Source organism: Shinella yambaruensis (genome assembly GCF_022899355.1).
In the GTDB taxonomy this organism is placed as follows: domain Bacteria; phylum Pseudomonadota; class Alphaproteobacteria; order Rhizobiales; family Rhizobiaceae; genus Shinella; species Shinella yambaruensis.
In genome coordinates this window covers 520,165-538,027 of the sequence record NZ_JALJCK010000003.1, presented here as the reverse complement: position 1 = coordinate 538,027, position 17,863 = coordinate 520,165, and the positions used below count along the sequence as shown (strand labels likewise).

At 65.4% G+C, this 17,863-nt stretch carries 21 protein-coding genes; 15 read left to right on the top strand and 6 right to left on the bottom strand.

The genetic code is table 11. The annotated features are described in order from the left end of the window. The first annotated feature begins 2 nt into the window (after window positions 1-2). Window positions 3-497 (top strand): ureidoglycolate lyase, encoded by a 495-nt coding sequence (locus tag MUU56_RS09780; protein ID WP_244767109.1) that lies wholly within the window; start codon window positions 3-5, stop codon window positions 495-497. Window positions 498-504: 7 nt separating this feature from the next. Then, window positions 505-867 carry a hydroxyisourate hydrolase gene (gene uraH / locus MUU56_RS09775; protein WP_244767108.1) on the top strand — a complete coding sequence of 121 codons (363 nt, stop codon included), beginning with the start codon at window positions 505-507 and terminating at the stop codon, window positions 865-867. Here uraH and guaD read toward each other — a convergent pair. Beyond that, the gene (guaD, locus tag MUU56_RS09770; protein WP_244767107.1) at window positions 864-2,171 is read right to left on the bottom strand and encodes a guanine deaminase; all 1,308 of its coding nucleotides are present in this window, start codon (window positions 2,169-2,171) and stop codon (window positions 864-866) included. The two genes, uraH and guaD, sit on opposite strands and share 4 nt — an antisense overlap. A gap of 5 nt (window positions 2,172-2,176) precedes the next feature. Continuing rightward, the gene (gene puuD / locus MUU56_RS09765) at window positions 2,177-3,409 is read right to left on the bottom strand and encodes a urate hydroxylase PuuD (RefSeq protein ID WP_244767106.1); all 1,233 of its coding nucleotides are present in this window, start codon (window positions 3,407-3,409) and stop codon (window positions 2,177-2,179) included. Between the two features lie 159 nt (window positions 3,410-3,568). Here puuD and MUU56_RS09760 point away from each other — a divergent pair, with 159 nt between their 5' ends. Further along, window positions 3,569-4,282, top strand: coding sequence for a glutathione S-transferase (locus MUU56_RS09760; protein WP_244767105.1), 714 nt, complete (start codon window positions 3,569-3,571; stop codon window positions 4,280-4,282). A gap of 3 nt (window positions 4,283-4,285) precedes the next feature. On the opposite strand, the gene MUU56_RS09755 is transcribed toward MUU56_RS09760, so the two are convergent. Beyond that, entirely contained in the window at window positions 4,286-5,179 is an 894-nt protein-coding gene (locus MUU56_RS09755) for a LysR substrate-binding domain-containing protein (RefSeq protein ID WP_244767104.1), read from the bottom strand. 101 nt (window positions 5,180-5,280) lie between these two features. Between MUU56_RS09755 and MUU56_RS09750 the strand changes: the two genes are divergently transcribed. Beyond that, a complete protein-coding gene (locus tag MUU56_RS09750; RefSeq protein ID WP_244767103.1) occupies window positions 5,281-5,460 on the top strand; it encodes a hypothetical protein in 180 nt (59 codons plus the stop codon). Here MUU56_RS09750 and xdhC read toward each other — a convergent pair. Next, window positions 5,457-6,296 (bottom strand): xanthine dehydrogenase accessory protein XdhC, encoded by an 840-nt coding sequence (xdhC, locus tag MUU56_RS09745; protein ID WP_244767102.1) that lies wholly within the window; start codon window positions 6,294-6,296, stop codon window positions 5,457-5,459. The two genes, MUU56_RS09750 and xdhC, sit on opposite strands and share 4 nt — an antisense overlap. 155 nt (window positions 6,297-6,451) lie before the next feature. Beyond that, window positions 6,452-7,225: a 3-hydroxybutyrate dehydrogenase gene (locus MUU56_RS09740; protein ID WP_244767101.1), complete on the bottom strand. Its 774-nt coding sequence runs from the start codon at window positions 7,223-7,225 to the stop codon at window positions 6,452-6,454. A gap of 196 nt (window positions 7,226-7,421) precedes the next feature. Here MUU56_RS09740 and glpK point away from each other — a divergent pair, with 196 nt between their 5' ends. The 10 genes from glpK to sbmA all read left to right on the top strand — a co-directional run bounded on the left by glpK (window position 7,422) and on the right by sbmA (window position 16,064). After that, window positions 7,422-8,915, top strand: a complete 1,494-nt coding sequence (gene glpK / locus MUU56_RS09735) for a glycerol kinase GlpK (RefSeq protein ID WP_244767100.1) — start codon at window positions 7,422-7,424, stop codon at window positions 8,913-8,915. A 46-nt stretch (window positions 8,916-8,961) separates the two neighbouring features. After that, window positions 8,962-9,579: a 3'-5' exonuclease gene (locus MUU56_RS09730; RefSeq protein WP_244767099.1), complete on the top strand. Its 618-nt coding sequence runs from the start codon at window positions 8,962-8,964 to the stop codon at window positions 9,577-9,579. Window positions 9,580-9,679: 100 nt separating this feature from the next. Then, complete coding sequence (locus MUU56_RS09725; protein ID WP_244767098.1) at window positions 9,680-10,054, top strand: YciI family protein; 375 nt, start codon at window positions 9,680-9,682, stop codon at window positions 10,052-10,054. Beyond that, a complete protein-coding gene (locus tag MUU56_RS09720) occupies window positions 10,051-11,307 on the top strand; it encodes an RNA polymerase sigma factor (protein WP_244767097.1) in 1,257 nt (418 codons plus the stop codon). Before MUU56_RS09725 ends, MUU56_RS09720 begins: the two co-directional genes overlap by 4 nt. A gap of 79 nt (window positions 11,308-11,386) precedes the next feature. Then, window positions 11,387-11,869: an SRPBCC family protein gene (locus MUU56_RS09715; RefSeq protein ID WP_244767096.1), complete on the top strand. Its 483-nt coding sequence runs from the start codon at window positions 11,387-11,389 to the stop codon at window positions 11,867-11,869. A gap of 58 nt (window positions 11,870-11,927) precedes the next feature. Then, on the top strand, window positions 11,928-12,179 hold the full coding sequence (locus MUU56_RS09710) for a type II toxin-antitoxin system Phd/YefM family antitoxin (RefSeq protein ID WP_244767095.1): 252 nt from the start codon (window positions 11,928-11,930) through the stop codon (window positions 12,177-12,179). Further along, window positions 12,179-12,601: a type II toxin-antitoxin system VapC family toxin gene (locus tag MUU56_RS09705; RefSeq protein WP_317633297.1), complete on the top strand. Its 423-nt coding sequence runs from the start codon at window positions 12,179-12,181 to the stop codon at window positions 12,599-12,601. Before MUU56_RS09710 ends, MUU56_RS09705 begins: the two co-directional genes overlap by 1 nt. Before the next feature lie 82 nt (window positions 12,602-12,683). After that, window positions 12,684-13,745, top strand: a complete 1,062-nt coding sequence (locus MUU56_RS09700) for an LLM class flavin-dependent oxidoreductase (protein WP_244767094.1) — start codon at window positions 12,684-12,686, stop codon at window positions 13,743-13,745. Window positions 13,746-13,790: 45 nt separating this feature from the next. After that, window positions 13,791-14,543, top strand: a complete 753-nt coding sequence (map, locus tag MUU56_RS09695) for a type I methionyl aminopeptidase (RefSeq protein ID WP_244767093.1) — start codon at window positions 13,791-13,793, stop codon at window positions 14,541-14,543. A 255-nt stretch (window positions 14,544-14,798) separates the two neighbouring features. Further along, window positions 14,799-16,064, top strand: a complete 1,266-nt coding sequence (sbmA, locus tag MUU56_RS09690; RefSeq protein ID WP_244767092.1) for a peptide antibiotic transporter SbmA — start codon at window positions 14,799-14,801, stop codon at window positions 16,062-16,064. A 9-nt stretch (window positions 16,065-16,073) separates the two neighbouring features. Here the strand turns inward: sbmA and MUU56_RS09685 are convergent, their stop codons facing one another. Next, window positions 16,074-17,087: a polysaccharide deacetylase family protein gene (locus tag MUU56_RS09685; protein WP_280530990.1), complete on the bottom strand. Its 1,014-nt coding sequence runs from the start codon at window positions 17,085-17,087 to the stop codon at window positions 16,074-16,076. Between the two features lie 139 nt (window positions 17,088-17,226). Here MUU56_RS09685 and MUU56_RS09680 point away from each other — a divergent pair, with 139 nt between their 5' ends. Beyond that, window positions 17,227-17,811 (top strand): NnrU family protein, encoded by a 585-nt coding sequence (locus MUU56_RS09680; RefSeq protein WP_244767091.1) that lies wholly within the window; start codon window positions 17,227-17,229, stop codon window positions 17,809-17,811. Window positions 17,812-17,863 lie beyond the last annotated feature (52 nt).

The window sequence follows — 17,863 nt, the reverse complement described above, 5'->3', positions numbered from 1 at the left end:
TCATGGCTGAGAAACTGACGATCCGGCCCCTGACCCAGGAAGCCTTCGCCCCCTTCGGCACGGTGATCGAGGCCGATCCCGCCACGATGCGCCATATCAACGGCGGCAATACCGAGCGCTACCATGCGCTCGCCGAGGCCGAGGCCGTCGGCGAGGATGCGAAGGTCATCATCAACCTCTTCCGCGGCAGCCCAAGGGCCTTCCCCTATGCCGTCGGCATGATGGAGCGCCATCCCTTCGGCAGCCAGAGCTTCTCGCCGATCGACGACCGGCCCTGGCTGGTCGTGGTGGCGGCGGACGAGGGCGGCAGGCCGGGCCGGCCGCAGGTCTTCCGCGCCGGGGGGCGTCAGGGCGTCAACTATCGCCGCAACGTCTGGCACCATCCGCTGATGACCCTCGACGCGGTGAGCGATTTCCTCGTGGTCGACCGCCTCGGCGGCGGCGTCAACCTGGAAGAGTTCTTCTTCGACGAGCCCTTCATCATCGAGCATCCCTGAGGAACCCATGAACAAGCCCGGCCGCCTTACGACCCATGTCCTCGACACCGCGCTCGGCAAGCCCGCGGCCGGCCTGACGATCGATCTCTTCTGGATCGAGAACGGCGAGCACCAGCACATCGTGACCCGGGTGACGAACAGCGACGGGCGCGTCGACGCCCCGCTGGTCGAGGGCGTCGGCTTCATGGCCGGCACCTATGAGCTGGTGTTCCACGCCGGCGACTATCTGCGCGCGACGGGGGCGGTCACCACCGATCCCGCCTTCCTCGACCGCATACCCCTGCGCTTCGGCGTCGCAGATCCGTCGAGCCACTACCACGTCCCGCTGCTGCTCTCGGCCTACGGCTACTCCACCTATCGCGGCAGTTAGAGCACCGCCTTCACGGGCTTGCCGGCTACGTAGGTCTCGCGCACGGCCCGGTCGTCGCCGAGCGTCTGGAGCAGGAAGAGTTCGTCCGCCAGCGAGCGCACCACTTCCATCTTCAGCGCCATGGCAGGTGTGGCGGCGGCATCCAGCACCACGAAGTCGGCGTCCGTGCCGGCGTCCAGCGTGCCGATGCGGTCCTCGAGCGACAGCGCCTCGGCATTGCCGAGCGTCATGTGGTAGAAGCTCTCGAACGGGTTCAGCCGCTCGCCGAGCAGCTGCTGGATCTTGTAGGCCTCGTCCATCGTCTTCAGCATCGAATAGCTCGTGCCGCCGCCGACATCCGTCGCGACGGCGATGCGCACCGGCCTCTCCCGGCGCGACAGCGCCTTGAGGGGGAAGAGGCCGGAGCCGAGGAAGAGGTTGGAGGTGGGACAGTGCACCGCGACGGCGCCCGCCTCGCTCATCGCATCCGCTTCCCGCTCGGAGAGGTGGATGCAATGGCCGAACAGGCTTTTCGGGCCCAGCAGGCCGTGTTTCGCATAGACATCCGTATAGTCGAGCGCATCGGGATAGAGCTCGCGGGTGAAGCGGATCTCGTCGTGGTTTTCGGAAAGGTGTGTCTGGATGTGGAGGTCCGGGAATTCGCGGGCGAGCGCGGCCGCCATTTCCATCTGCGCCGGTGTCGAGGTGATGGCGAAGCGCGGGGTGATGGCGACATGGTTGCGGCCCTTGCCGTGCCATTCGGCGATCACGGCGCGCGTCTCGTCATAGCCCGTTTCGGGCGTGTCCAGCAGGCCTTGCGGCGCGTTGCGATCCATCATCACCTTGCCGCCCACCATGCACATGCCGCGCTTCAGCGCCTCGGCGAAATAGGCGTCGGCGGAGGTCTTGTGCACGGAGCAATAGGCGACCGCGGTCGTCGTGCCGTGGCGGATCATCTCGTCGTAGAAGTGGCGGGCGATGCGGGCGGCATGCTCGCTCTCCACGAAGCGGCATTCCTCCGGGAAGGTATAGGTGTTCAGCCATTCCAAGAGGTTGGCGGCATAGGAGCCGATCACCTGCATCTGCGGGAAATGCAGATGCGTGTCGATGAGGCCGGGCAGGATGAGATGCGGGCGATGGTCGATCTCCTCCACCTCGGCGGGCGCAGCCGCGCGCATGTCCGCATAGGGGCCGACGGCGGCGATCTTCCCGTCCTCCACCAGCAGGCCGCCGTCCTCCTCGTAGCGATAGCTTGCCGTATCGTCGATCGCGACCGGGCGGCGGAGGAAGGAGAGCAGGCGTCCGCGGATGAGGGTTGTCGTCATGGCGGTCAGCGTCCTTCTGCTGCGGTTTCGAACCAGGCGGTGATCAGGGCGCGCTCTTGCCTCGTCATGCCGGTGACATTGCCCGGCGGCATGGCATGGCTGCGCCCGGCCTGCAGATAGATCTCGCGGGCATGGAGGGCAATCGCCGTTTCGCTTTCGAGCACCACGTCCTTCGGCGCCGCGCGAAGCCCCTCCCAGACGGGTTCGGCGGCATGGCACATCGAACAGCGGGTGGAGACGAGATCGCGCACCGCCGGGAAATGGCCGTTCGATGCGAACCGCTGCGCGGAGGGGGGAAGACCGGCATTCGCGCTTTCGCCGGTCAGCACCTTCGGCACGGTGGAAAGCCACATGATGAGGAGGAAGAGGAGCGCGGTGACGAGCCAGGTCCATGTGGGCTTGCCCTTGCGGGCATGGGTCGTGTTGAACCAGTGCCGGATCGTCACGCCCATCAGGAAGACCAGCGCGGCGATGATCCAGTTGAAGGCCGTCGCGAAGGCGAGGGGATAGTGGTTCGACAGCATGAAGAAGATGACGGGCAGCGTCAGGTAGTTGTTGTGCGTGGAACGCTGCTTGGCGATGACGCCGTATTTCGGATCGGGCGTGCGGCCGGCGATGAGGTCGGCGACGACGACGCGCTGGTTCGGCATGATGATGAAGAAGACGTTGGCCGACATGATCGTCGCCGTGAAGGCGCCGAGATGGAGGAACGCGGCCCGGCCGGTGAAGACCTGCGTGTAGCCCCAGGCCATGGCGACGAGGATGCAATAGAGGACGAGCATCAGCCCCCAGGTGTTCCTGCCGAGCGGCGACTTGCAGAGAAGGTCGTAGAGGATCCAGCCGAGTGCCAGCGAGGCGAGCGAGATGAGGACGGCGACCGGCGTCGAGACGTCGAGCACCGAGCGGTCGATCAGGAAGAGGTCGGCGCCGCCGTAATAGACGAGACAGAGCAGTGCGAAGCCGGAAAGCCAGGTCATGTAGCTTTCCCATTTGAACCAGGTGAGGTGCTCGGGCATCGAGGCCGGCGCCACCAGGTATTTCTGGATGTGGTAGAAGCCGCCGCCGTGGACCTGCCACTCCTCGCCATAGGCGCCGGCCGGCAGATGCGGCCGCTTCACGAGGCCGAGATCGAGCGCGATGAAATAGAAGGACGAGCCGATCCAGGCGATGGCGGTGATGACATGCAGCCAGCGGACCGCAAAGGTCAGCCATTCCCAGGCGATGGCATATTCATACATCGGCGCGTCCCCTCATGCTCTTTCCGCACCGCGCACATTGCGCAATAATCGGCGGCGAGGGAAGGGCGGTCCAAACGGCTATCCCGCTGATTTCGATTGCGGTGCGCCCGAAAATTCGCCCCGGGCGGAACCGCCGCCCGGCCAAGGGTGTTTTGCGCCATGACCTACGAACTGTACTATTGGACCGGCATCCAGGGGCGCGGAGAATATATCCGCCTCGCGCTGGAGGCGGCCGGTGCGCCCTATCGCGACGTCGCGCGCGAGGAGGGCGACGGCATCCTGTCGAAGGTAAGCCGGGAGGTGGCCACGCCTTCCTTTGCGCCGCCCTTCCTGAGGGACGGCGACGTGGTCGTCGGGCAGGTGGCGGCCATCCTGCTCTATCTCGGCGACAAGCTCGACCTTGCGCCCCGCGAGCCGCGGCTGCGGCTCTGGACGCATCAGATCCAGCTGACCATCGCCGACTTCGTCCTGGAGGGCCATGACGTCCACCATCCCATCGGGGCGGGGGAGTACTACGAGAACCAGAAGCCCGAATCGCTGCGGCGGGCGGCGGAATTCCGCGCGCAGCGCGTTCCGAAATTCCTCGACTGGTTCGAGGGCATCCTTGCGCGAAACCCGGAGGGTCAAACGCATCTCGTCGGCGACAGGCTCAGCTATGCGGATCTCTCGCTGTTCCAGGTCATGGACGGCCTCGCCTACGCCTTCCCTGTGCTGATGGACGGGCTCTATCCGCGCTATCCGAAGATCAAGGCGCTCTGCGCCGCGGTCGCCGGGCACTCGCGGATCAGCGCCTATCTCGCCAGCGATCGCAGGCTTCCCGGCAACGAAAGCGACCTCTTCCGCCACTATCCCGAACTGGACGCCAGGGCGTAGCGGTCAGACCGCTGCCGGCATCGTCGCGAGGATCCAGTCGCGAAAGGCACGGATCTTCAGGATGTTGCGGCGGTTTTCCGGATAGGCGAGCCAGTAGTCGCGGCCATCGTTGCAGGTCAGCTCGAAGGGCTGGTAGAGCTGGCCGGCGGCGACCTCCGCCCGGAAGTGGCCGGGATTGAGGATCGCGACGCCCTGGCCGGCCATCGCCACCTGGGCGTCGATCGTCTGCACGCCGAGTTCGTTCGGGGGAAACCGTTCGAGGCCCGGATCGTCGATGCCCGCGGCGGAAAACCAGGTGCGCCACCAGATGTCCAGCGGGCTGATGATCGGCAGTTTCAGGAGGTCCGCCGGCTCCCCTATGCCGCCGATCGTCTCGGCCAGCGCCGGGCTCAGCATGGGGGCGAAGTCCATGCGCATGACGCGGTGGCAGGTGAGGCCCGGCCAGTCGCCCTTGCCCCAGCGGATCGAAACATCCGCCTCTTCCCGGGCAAAGTCGATCAGCTCCTGCGAGGTGGAAAGCCGGACGGCGATGGTCGGGTGCTTGAGCTGGAAGTCGCCGAGCGTGCGGCTCAGCCATTGCGTGGCGAAGGTGGGCGTCGAATGGATGTGCAGCTTCTGCTCGGCCGCCCCGCGCAGGTCCGCCACCGCTTCGGCCAGTTTCGTCAGCCCCTCGGCCACCTTGGGGGCCAGCCGCTCGCCGGCCTCGCTCAGCATCACCTGCCGCGGCTGGCGCAGGAACAGCGTCTCGCCGAGCGTCTCCTCCAGAAGCTTGATCTGGTAGCTGACGGCGGTCTGCGTCATGCCGAGCTCGTCGCCGGCGCGGGTGAAGCTGGCATGCCGCGCGGCCGCCTCGAAGACGCGAAGCGCATTGAGCGGGAAGTTGCGCGACATCTTCAAGGCCAAGTTCTCTTTATGGATACAGACGAAGCTTCGATTGGAATTCCATCATCTTTCGGCGCATCCTGCAAGCCAATGAATGGAATTTACGAGGTTTTACCATGACATGTATCGTCGATCAGGCGCCGGCGGCCCGCCTGCCGTTTCGCAAGGAAAGCCTTTGGCATAAGCTCTCCCGCGTCTTCTTGAGGCGGCAGCGCAAGCGCGTCCCCCGCCTCGATCCGAGCGAGCTTTCCGACTACATGAAGCGCGATCTCGGCTTTCTCGACGGTCGCGGCTAGCCTGCCGCCGTGGGGGCGTCCCCCTTCTGCCGCCAGGCGGCGAAGGCGAGCAGCACTTCCGACGCGGTCATCGCGGCGATGACCGCCGGGCGCTTGTCGTCCACCGCCGTGCCGCCGATCGGCAGGACCAGCCGGTCGGCCGCGCTGCGGTCGATGCCCTGCCGTTCCAGATGGTGCAGGAAGGAGGCGCGTTTCGACGTCGAGCCGACCATGCCGACATAGGCAAGGTCGGTACGGGCAAGCGCTTCCTGCCCGATCAGGAAATCCAGCGCATGGTCGTGGGTGACGATGACGACGGCAGAGCCCGGCGGAATGTCGGCGACCAGCGCCTCCGGCAGGGCGGCAAGGCGATGGTGCACCTCGGAGGTGAGCTGGTCGAGCTCGCTCTGGCGCGCCTCCACCACGAAGATGTTGAGCGGCAGCATGGTCAGCGCATCCGCCAGCGCCCGGCCAACATGGCCGGCGCCGAAGACCCAGACCTGCGGCTTGCGCCGTTCCTCTTCGGCAAGGCGTGCCTCAAGCGCCTCGCGGGCCTGCGCGTCGGCAAAGGTGAAGGTGAGCTCGACGCGCCCGCCGCAACACTGGCCGATCTCGGGGCCGAGCGGAATGTCGAGCCTCGCCTCGCCGCCGGCATCCGCCAGCATCTTTCGCGCATTCTCGATGGCGTCGTATTCGAGCTGGCCGCCGCCGACGGTGCCGTGGATTTCCGTCGGCGCCACCAGCATGAACGTGCCTTCGTCGCGCGGGGTCGAACCTTTGGCGGCGGTGACCTCGACGATGACGACGCGGTGTTCCCGGGCGAGAAAGCCCTCCAGACTGTCCTGCAGAAAGTTCATGTCATCCTTCTTTGACGGCCCTCAGCCGTCCGATGGCCGATACGCGCCTGGGCGTGGGGCGGTTTGGCCGCCGCCGGGAAGGGGCGGCCTGTGGCGGAGCACGGTGCCCCGCCATCGCGAACACGCGGATACACAGGGTGCCCGCGCTTCCGTTTCTACTGGGCGGTCCAGCCGCCATCCACCGATATATGGGTGCCGTTGATCGACTTTGCCGCATCGGAGGCGAGGAAAAGCGCGATGGCCGCGACCTCGTCGACCCCGACGAACTCCTTGGTCGGCTGGAACTTCAGCATGACGTCGGACTTCACCTCAGCCTCGCTGATGCCGCGGGCCCTGGCCGTGTCGGGGATCTGCTTTTCGACGAGCGGCGTCAGCACGTAGCCGGGGCAGATGGCGTTGACGGTGATGCCGTTCTCGGCGACTTCCAGCGCGACGGTCTTTGTCAGGCCCATGATGCCGTGTTTCGCGGCCACATAGGCGGACTTGAATGGCGAGGCGACGAGGCCGTGCGCCGAGGCGACGTTGATGACGCGGCCCCAGCCCTTGCGCTTCATGTGCGGAATGGCGGCGCGGATCGTGTGGAAGGAGCTGGAGAGGTTGATCGCGATGATCTGGTCCCACTTCTCCACCGGGAAATCCTCGATCTTCTCGACGTGCTGGATGCCGGCATTGTTGACGAGGATGTCGACGCCGTCGAATGTCTCCACCGCCGTCTCGACGAGGTCGGAAATCTCGTGCGGCTTCGTCATGTCGGCGGGATGATAGAGCACGCGTCCCTTGCCGAGGCCGTCGAGCCTTGCGCGGATCGCCTCGATCTCGTCCGCCGCGCCGAACCCGTTGATGACGACATTGGCGCCGCTTTCGGCGAAGGCCGTGGCGATGGCAAGGCCGATGCCGCTGGTGGAGCCCGTTACGACGACGCTTTTCATGCTTGCTGTCTCCCGATCATGCTGCGTTGCGGTAGCCTACGCCCAAAACTCGCGCGATGACAATTGCGTTTTCCGCGCGGTACAGTCCCGCTGAGGGCAGAGCGCGACTTGCGTTTTATTTTCCTTTGACATTCGTTTTAGTATCGTATTGAAGATTCCGAAGGGTCTGGGAGCGACCCGCAGCTGGGAGGAAGAGATGGGCGGATATGTTCTCGCGATCGATCAGGGCACCACATCGAGCCGGGCGATCGTCTTCGACGGCAAGCAGAAGGTCGTCGGTTCCGGCCAGAAGGAATTCACGCAGCATTTTCCGCAGTCCGGCTGGGTCGAGCACGATCCGGAGGAAATCTGGGACAGCGTCGTCTGGTCCGTCAAGGCCGCTCTGAAGAAGGCGGGCCTTGCCGCCTCCGACATTTCCGCCATCGGCATCACCAACCAGCGCGAGACGGTCGTCGTCTGGGAGCGCGAGAGCGGCAGGCCGATCCACAATGCCATCGTCTGGCAGGACCGCCGCACCGCCTCCTATTGCGAGAAGCTGAAGAAGCAGGACCTCGAAAAGACCTTCACCAGGAAGACGGGCCTGCTGCTCGATCCCTATTTCTCGGGCACCAAGCTCTCCTGGATGCTCTCCAACGTGAAGGGCGCCCGCGCGCGGGCTGCCCACGGGCACCTATGCTTCGGCACGATCGACACGTTCCTGATCTGGCGGCTGACGGGGGGCAAGTCCCATGTCACCGATGCCACCAATGCCAGCCGCACGCTGATGTACAACATCGCGTCCAACGCCTGGGACGACGAGCTGCTCGACATCCTGCGCGTGCCGAAGGCGATGCTGCCCGACGTGCTCGACTGCGCCGCCGATTTCGGCGTGACGGAAAAGGGCCTGTTCGGCGCGGAAATCCCGATCCTCGGCGTTGCCGGCGACCAGCAGGCGGCGACCATCGGCCAGGCCTGCTTCGAACCCGGCATGATGAAGTCCACCTACGGCACCGGCTGCTTCGCGCTGCTCAACACCGGCACCGACATGGTGCGCTCGAAGAACCGGCTGCTCACCACCATCGCCTACCGGCTCGACGGCGAGACGACCTATGCGCTGGAAGGCTCGATCTTCATCGCCGGGGCGGCCGTGCAATGGCTGCGCGACGGGCTGAAGGTCATCAAGGCCGCGCCCGACACCGGCGACCTTGCCGCCAAGGCCGATCCGACGCAGAACGTCTACCTCGTGCCCGCCTTCACCGGCCTCGGCGCGCCGCACTGGGACCCCGACGCCCGCGCCGCCATCTACGGCATGACGCGCAATACGGGGCCGGCGGAATTCGCCCGCGCCGCGCTGGAGGCCGTCTGCTACCAGACGCGCGACCTGCTCGACGCCATGCACAAGGACTGGAAGGCGAACGGCAAGAAAACGGTGCTGCGCGTCGACGGCGGCATGGTCGCCTCCGACTGGACCATGCAGCGCCTTTCCGACATCCTCGACGCGCCCGTCGACCGTCCGACCATCCTGGAAACGACCGCGCTGGGCGCCGCATGGCTCGCCGGCCAGCGCGCGGGCGTGTGGCCGGACCGCAAGGGGTTCGCCAAGTCCTGGGCGCGGGATACGCGCTTCGAGCCCAAGATGGACGAGAAGACCCGTGCGGTGAAGATCAAGGGCTGGAAGGACGCGGTGCGGCGTACGCTGAGCAACGGATAGGCTACCGGCAACTGCCTGTGCGGCTGATGGTGACGGGGAGAGCGTGATGCCTGAAGCGGCGGTGATTTTCGATTGCGAGTTTCTCTCGGCCGAAGGCGCTCAGCGGCGGCTCTGGTGCGGGCCTTACGATCCTGATCCGCTGGTGGTGCAGATCGGGGCGGTCAAGCTTCGGCTGGCCGGTGATTTCGAAATCGAAGACGCGTTCAACGTTTATGTGGAGCCGCGCGACAGGTATGGCCGCCGCTGCGCGATCGATCCCTTCCTCACGGCGCTGACAGGTATTGGCGACGGCATGATCGATGCTTCCGGAATCGACCTGAAAACGGCGCTCGCACGGTTCGCCGACTATGCGCGCGGCCTGGTGCTCTGGTCGTGGGGCAAGGACGAACTCGGCATGTTGGCGACGAGTTGCTATGTCGCCGGGATTACGCCGCCCATCGCCGCGAACCGATTCGACAATGCGTGCAAGTTGCTGCTGCGCGGCGGCATGGCGTATGAGGATATGCAGAAGACACCCAGCAGCGGGCTCATGTCGTTATACGGTCTCGACCAGGGTTCGCTCCGCGCCCACGATGCCGTCGACGATGCCCGATCGGTCGCTTTTGTCCTGCAGCACCTGCTGCGTTCCGGCCGGCTGACGCCCGCGGATTTCGATCTTTCCTAGGCTCTCATCACCCGCCTTCATCCCTATCATCAAAAATATTCCGGTGCGCCCTGTCGGCTGAGACGCTACTCCTACGTCTTTCAACCAACGGGAGTTCACCATGCTGTATGCCGTTCTTTGTTATGACGCCGAAAGTGAAGTCAACGCCTGGAGCAAGGAGCTCGACGCGAAGGTCATGGCCGATCTCGGGGCGGTCAACCAGCGTTATGCCGAGGCGGGCAAGCTCGGTCCGGTCGCGCGGCTGATGCCGACGACGGCGGCCGTCACCGTGCGCAAGGGCGCGACCGACGACATCATCATGGACGGCCCCTTCGCCGAAACCAAGGAACAGTTCCTCGGCTTCTTCGTGCTCGACGTGGAGACGCTGGAGGAGGCGATCACCTTTGCCCGTGAGCTTTCGGCGGTCAATCCGGCCAACGGCACCTATGAGGTCCGGCCGCTGCAGTATTTCAATCCGGGAGTACCCATTACATGACAGAGCTTGCCTGGATCGATCTGGCGCTGACCTCGGCGCGGCCGCAGGCCATGGGGGCGCTGTTGCGCTACTTCCGCGACCTCGACATGGCGGAGGAGGCCTATCAGGAGGCTTGCCTGCGTGCGCTGAAGACCTGGCCCGACAAGGGCCCGCCGCGCGATCCGGCAGCCTGGCTCATCTTCGTCGGCCGCAACAGCGGCATCGACCAGGTGCGCAAGCGCGCCAGGCACCAGCCGCTGCCGCCGGAGGAGGTGCTGTCCGACCTGGAGGACACGGAAAGCGACCTTGCGGACCGGCTGGACGGCGCGCATTACCGGGACGACATTCTCCGCCTGCTCTTCGTCTGCTGCCACAAGGACCTGCCGGCGACCCAGCAGATCGCGCTGGCGCTGCGCATCGTCTCGGGCCTGTCGGTTCGGCAGATCGCCCGTGCCTTCCTCGTCTCGGAGGCGGCGATGGAGCAGCGCATCACCCGTGCGAAGGCGAAGGTGGGCGCGGCCGGCATTCCCTTCGAGACGCCGGATGCGGTGGCCCGGGCCGAGCGGCTCGGCCTCGTCGCGGCGATGATCTATCTCGTCTTCAACGAGGGCTATTCGGCGGGCGTTCCCGACAAGGCGGATACGCCCTTCTGCGCGGAGGCGATCCGGCTGGCGCGGCTGCTCCTGAAGCTCTTTCCGGCCGAGCCGGAGATCATGGGCCTGACGGCGCTGCTGCTGCTCCAGCATTCGCGGCTTGCGGCCCGCTTCGACAAGGACGGGCAGATCGTGCTCCTGGAGGACCAGGACCGCTCGCTCTGGGACCGCAGCCTGATCGACGAGGCGCTGGTGCTGATCGACAAGGCGATCCGCCACCGCGCGCCCGGCGCCTTCCAGATCCAGGCGGCGATCGCCGCGCTGCATGCCCGCGCGAAAACGGCGGCGGAGACGGACTGGTTCGAGATCGACCTGCTCTACCAGACGCTGGAGCGCCTGCAGCCCTCGCCGGTGGTGCGGCTCAACCGCGCCGTCGCCGTCTCGAAGCGCGAAGGGCCGGAGGCGGCGCTGGCGCTGATCGAGCCGCTTGCCGACAAGCTGAACGGCTATTTCTATTTCCACGGGCTGCGCGGCGGCCTGCTCAAGCAGCTCGGCCGCTATGGCGAGGCGCACGAAGCCTTCGACCGCGCCATTGCGCTCGCCACGAGTTCGGCAGAGGCGGCCCATATCCGCCAGCATCTCGACAGCATGCAGCGCGAAAGGGCCGCAGCCGAAAAATAACCCCTTTTCGATGTCGGACTGGCTGTCCGCCGGGCGTCCTTGCAATGAACCGCCGAACATATCCAACGAGGAGACAGACATGACCGACGCCGAGATCAAGCCCGCCAACAGCCGCGAACTGGTGCTGACCCGCGTGCTGAACGCAACGCCCGCCCAGCTCTTCAAGGCCTGGACGACGCCGGAGCTGATGAAGGAATGGTTCGCGCCGAAACCCTACGAGACGCCGGTCATCGAGATCGAGCCGCGCGACGGCGGCAAGTTCCGCACGGTCATGACCGGCCCAGACGGTTTCCACATGGACAGCACCGGCATCTTCCTGAAGGTGGAAAAGGACAGGCGCATCATCACGACCGATGCCTTCGGCCCCGACTGGAAGCCCACCGAAAAGGCCTTCTTCAGCGCCGAGATTCTCTTCGACGACCTCGGCGACGGCAAGACCCGCTACACCGCCATCGCCCGCCACTGGACCGTCGAGGACTGCGAGATGCACGAGAAGATGGGTTTCCACGAGGGCTGGGGCCAGGTGGCGACGCAGCTGGAAGCAGTGGCTTCGCGGCTCTGATGAAGACGCTTTGCATTGCCCTCTATACGTAGTAATGTTGCTACACATGGAGGGCGCCATGACGGTCATGTCCAGCCGGGAATTCAATCAGGATACGGGCAAGGCCAAGAGGGCCGCTGAAAATGGCCCCGTCTTCATCACGGATCGTGGCCGGCCGGGCCACGTCCTGCTCTCCATCGACGATTACAGGCGGTTGATCAGCGGCGAGAAGACGCTTGCCGACCTGCTGGCCATGCCGTCCGGCGAGGACGTTGAGTTCGATCCACCGAAGCTCTCCGATATCGGCGTGAAGCCGGCGGATCTCGGCTGATGTATCTGCTCGACACGAATGTCGTGTCCGAACTGCGGAAAACCTCGTCCGGCCGTGTCGATGCCCATGTCTTGCGCTGGTCGCAATCTGTGCCGCCGCCGCTCTGCCATATCTCGGCAATGTCGATGCTCGAACTGGAGATCGGCGTGCGCCAGATGGAACGCCGGGACGAGCCGCAAGGACTGGCTCTCCGTCGCTGGCTGGACGAGGTGGTGCTGCCATTCTTCGCCGGGCGTGTCCTTCCGGTCGATCTTGCCGTGGCGCTGCGCTGCGCGGAACTGTCGGTTCCCGATCGGCGGCCGGAGCGGGATGGCTTGATCGGCGCGACGGCTCACGTTCACAACATGATTCTCGTTACGCGCAATGTGGCGGATTTCGCGGACATGGATATCCGCCTGCTGAACCCCTGGCTCGCCGGGTGAACACACTGTTTCCCGAACGGCCCTTTCAACCCGTCTGCGCCGGCCATATCTCTGGGTAAATCCCTCTTGCCTGGAATATCCCATGGAACTTGGCCTCTATACATTTGCCGACGTCGATCCCAATGCCGCCGACAAGGGGCGGGAAGGGGAGCGGCGGCTGAAGGACCTCCTGGAGGAGATCGCGCTTGCCGACCAGGTCGGGCTCGATGTCTTCGGGCTCGGCGAGCATCACCGGGCGGACTATGCCGCCTCGGCGCCGGCTGTCGTGCTGGCCGCCGCCGCCGCGCGGACCAGGACCATCCGGCTGACGAGCGCGGTGACGGTGCTTTCCTCGGACGATCCGGTGCGCGTCTTCCAGCAGTTCTCGACGGTCGACCTTCTTTCAGGCGGCCGGGCGGAGATCATGGCAGGGCGCGGCTCCTTCATCGAATCCTTCCCGCTCTTCGGCTATGCGCTCGATGATTACGACCGGCTCTTCGAGGAGAAGCTGGACCTGCTGCTGGCGCTCAACGAGAGCGAGACCGTGTCGTGGAACGGCACGATGCGCCCGCCGCTACCGGGGCTCGGCGTCTATCCGCGCCCCGCGCATGGCCGCCTTCCGATCTGGATCGCCGTCGGGGGCACGCCGCAATCGGTGGCGCGGGCGGGGGCCTACGGGCTGCCGCTGGCGCTTGCCATCATCGGCGGCACGCCGTCGCGCTATGCGCCGCTCTTCGATCTCTACCGCGAGGCCGCGCGCCGCGCCGGGCAGGATGCGGGCGGGCTGAAGACCAGCATCAACGTGCACGGTTTCATCGCCGACACCACCGCGGCCGCGGCCGACACCTTTTACGGCCCGCAGGCCGAGGTGATGAATCGCATCGGCCGCGAGCGCGGCTGGGGGCCGACGAGCCGGGCGCAGTTCGACCAGTCGATCGGGCCGACCGGCCATCTCTTCCTCGGCGATCCGGAAACGGTGGCGAAGAAGATCGTCGCCCACCACCGGATCTTCCGCAACGACCGCTTCCTGCTGCAGATGGCGATCGGCCCGATGCCGCATGAGGCGGTGCTGCGCGGCATCGAGCTCTACGGCACGAAGGTCGCCCCGCTGGTGCGCGAGATGCTGGCGGACGACGCGAAGGGCGGTGTGGCCGCTTCCGCCTGACAAGGGCGCGCAGGCATGGTAAGAGGCCCGCGAAAGAGAGACGCGATGACCCTGGAAAACGATGAAGACCTCAACGGCCTGAAGGCCATCGGCCGGATTTGCGCCAATGTGCTGCAGCACATGTCGACCGCCATCCGGCCGGGCATGACGACCGCCGAGCTCGACCTGATCGGCCGGCGCATGCTGGAGGCGGCAGGCGCGCGCTCGGCGCCGGAAAGCTGTTATGCCTTTCCGGGCGCGACCTGCATCAGCATCAACGAAGAGGTGGCGCACGGCATTCCGGGCGAGCGGGTGATCCGCGACGGCGACCTCGTCAATATCGATGTCTCCGCCGAGCTCGACGGCTATTTCGCCGATACCGGCGCCTCGTTCACGGTCGGGCGGTCGACGCCGGCCGTCGAGCGCCTGTGCCGCGACGGCAAGCGCGCGCTCTGGGTCGGGCTGAAATCGGTGCGGGCCGGCAGGCCGCTCGCCGAGGTCGGCAATGCCATCGGCGAATTCGCCCGCAAGAACCGCTATACGCTGATCGCCAACCTCGCCAGCCACGGCGTCGGCCGCTCGCTGCACGAGGAGCCGACGGAAATCGCCACCTGGCCGGACCCGCAGGAGAAGCGCCGCATGACGGAAGGCCTCGTCTTCACCGTCGAGCCGTTCCTCTCGCTCGGCGCCAACTGGGCGGAAGGCGGCAGCAACGACGAGTGGACGCTCTACAGCGAGCCGAGCGCGCCGACGGTGCAGTTCGAGCACACGGTCGTCGCCACCCGCAACGGGCCGCTCGTGGTGACGCTGCCGGGCTGAACCGGGAAGCCAGGGACCGTCTTTACCAGCCTTGTCGTTCAACGGGACCATCGCGGCTCGGGGTGTTACAGCGGTGCCCCGTTGTCCGGGCCGGCGTAAAGGGACATTCGCGTTGAACATCACCGTTCTTGGCGGCGCGCCTTCCATTAAATCTCGGTAATCCGGGCGCTTGGCGATTGTTGCGATGCGTAAACTCCTCTAGGTTCTGCGCGAACCGGCGGCGTTGCTGCCCCATGCAAACGAGAGTTTCGCACCTTGTTCCACTCCTTCTTCCCGCAGCCGAAGCTGTTCTTTTCCTCCCTTGTCGTCTGGACGCTGCTTTCGATCGCGGCCTGGTACACGGTCGGCGCCAACTTCGGTGCGCTGATCGGCCTGCCGCCGCTGCCGGCCGGCACGGAACCGCCGGTCGGCCTCGGTTACTTCGTGACGCCGGACAACATCTGGTTCTATCTCTATTTCCTGATCTGCACCGGCCTCTTCGGCCTGTTCTGGCAGATCCGGGCGAAGGATCACCCCTGGACCAACTGGTCGATATGGGGTTCGGCCTTCATCATCTTCTCGACCTATTTCAGCGTGCAGGTCTCGCTCGCCATCAACAACTGGCGCCGCCCCTTCGGCGATACCCTGCAGAACGCGCTGCAGGGCACGGGCGGTGTGACCACACAGAATTTCTTCGACCTGATGCTGATCTTCTGCCAGATCGCCTTCATCAGCGTCTTCGTCTACGTCATCACGCGCTTCTTCGTCAGCCACTATGTCTTCCGCTGGCGCACGGCGATGAACAACTACTACATGTCGCTCTGGCCGCGCGTGCGGCATATCGAAGGCGCCTCGCAGCGCGTGCAGGAAGACACGATGCGCTTCGCGACGATCACCGAAGGCCTCGGCGTCAGCCTGATCGACGCGGTGATGACGCTGATCGCGTTCCTGCCGGTGCTCTTCGCCCTCTCCGTGCATATCGGCCCGCTGCCGGTCATCGGCGAAGTGCCGCATGCGCTGTTCTGGGCGGCGATCCTCTGGTCGGCTTTCGGCACCTTCCTGCTCGCCTTCGTGGGGATCAAGCTGCCGGGCCTCGAGTTCCGCAACCAGCGTGTCGAGGCCGCCTACCGCAAGGAGCTGGTCTATGGCGAGGACGACGAGACCAAGGCCCAGCCCCCGACGGTGCGCGAGCTGTTCGACAACGTCCGGATGAACTATTTCCGGCTCTATTTCCACTATCTCTATTTCAACGTCGCCCGCATGTTCTATCTGCAGGCCGACAACCTCTTCGTCTACTTCATCCTCGTGCCGACCATCGTCACCGGCAAGATCACCTACGGCATCCTGCAGCAGATCCTGACGGCCTTCGGCCAGGTCTCCAGCTCGTTCCAGTATCTTGTGAACTCGTGGTCGACGATCATCGAGCTGCAGTCGATCCACAAGCGCCTCAAGGCTTTCGAAGCGGCGATCGATGGGCAGGAGCTGCCGAGCATCGACCAGCAGTTCATCGCGGCTGGCGGCAACGAGGAGCTGGCGCGGTAGGCTTGGCCGTCAGAGGGCGGCTCCGGCCGCCTTCTTTTCTTTCGCGAGAATGTCCATCGCCTCGGCATAGCTGACGCAGGCGACGTCCTGTTTGCCGCAGGTCTCCGTCAGGAATCGGTCGAGCGCGCGCCAGTAGGCGCCGGCGTTCATCTCCACGAAATGGAAGCCGAGCTGGAGGGGGATGCGCTCGCCGTCATATTGCTTCGTGAAGGCGTCTCGATAGGCCTGAAGCGTGCTTTCCTCGAAGGCGGCGCTCTTATCCGGCGCCTCCTTGCCCTTGGAATGGCGGACATAGAGGTTGTAGTCCATGGCGATGACCGGGCGCCGGGCGGCGCCTTCCGGCACGAGGGGCAGGGCGAAGCGGGCGATCTCGCCGCTTGCGACCGGCATGGCGGGTCCCTTCGAGACGAGGCTGGCATCATAGGTGAAGCCGTGTGCCTCCAGCGCCTTGATCAGCCCGCTGCCGGCGGAAAGATAGGGCGCGCGGAACCCCTTGATGTCCTCCTTGACGAAGCGCTGCCAGTCCGCCGGCTCCCGCTCGCCGACGCCGGCATTCTGCCAGGCGTTCTTCAGCGTCTCGTGGAAGAAGGTGAACTCGGCCTTCCAGTCCTCCGCGCTCCATTTGCCGCCGTCGAAATGGCCGCAGGCGTGGCTGCCGATATCGTGGCCCTCGAGCTTTGCCAGCCAGATCTCGCCGAGGCGCAGGATCGTGTCCTCCCGGTCCGGGGAGAAGCCGACATTGGAGCGTCCTCGCTTCTCGTGCGGCGCCTGGTAATTGGCGCGCTCGTCCTTCGGGAAGAGGAAGGTGCAGGAGAGGAAATAGGTGAAATGCGCACCGGTGCGTTTCGCCATGGCGCGGCTCTTCTCCCACAGGAGGTTGTCGTGTGCCCCGTCGAAGGAGACGATGACGAGCTGCTTGCGCTTAGCGGTCTCGATCGTGTCGTCCTTGGCAAGGGCCGGGCCGGCGGCGAGCGCGGCGGCGAGGGGAAGGAGGACGATCCGGAACGAGACTGAAGACGACATGGCTACCCGCGACAATTTGCAAAGGGGTTTTCATGGTTCGCGAATGCGGCAATCCTTTGATCGGGCTGGAATTGTCGCCGTGCGAGGGCTATTCCAGAGGAAACGGCCGCGGGCCGTCTTTTCTTCAAGGGGCATTTTCATGACGTTGCTCATCGCCGGTCTTGTTCTTTTCATCGTCACCCATCTTCTGCGCCCCTTCGCGCCGGGCCTGCGCAATGCGGGCATCGCCGCCCTCGGCAAGCCGGGCTGGATGGCGCTGCATGGCATCGTCTCGCTGCTCAGCCTCGCGCTCATCGCCTACGGTTTCGTCGATGCGCGCGAGAATGGCGGCGAGATGCTCTATTTCCCGCCGACCTTCCTGTCGCATATCGCGCTGACGCTGATGCTGATCGCCTCGATCTGTCTCGTCGCCGGCTTTCTGCCGGCCGGGCATATCCGCACGAAGCTGAAGTTCCCGCTGCTCGTCGCCATCAAGATCTGGGCGCTGGCCCATCTCCTGGCGAATGGCGAGAGCTATTCGGTGCTGCTCTTCGTGACGATCCTCGCCTGGGCGGTCATCCTGCGCATCACGCTGAAGAAGCGCATCGCGGCCGGGGAGACGAGGCTGCCGGTCTTCGTCTCGGCGAAATACGATCTGATTTCCGCCGTCGTCGGCCTTGCGCTCTATGCGGCGATCGTCCTCAAGCTTCACGAATGGGTGATCGGTGTTCCACCCCTGCCGTGATCATCGCCTGATCCCCGGCTTTTCGCGCCTGCCCCCTTACAACGCCGCCAAA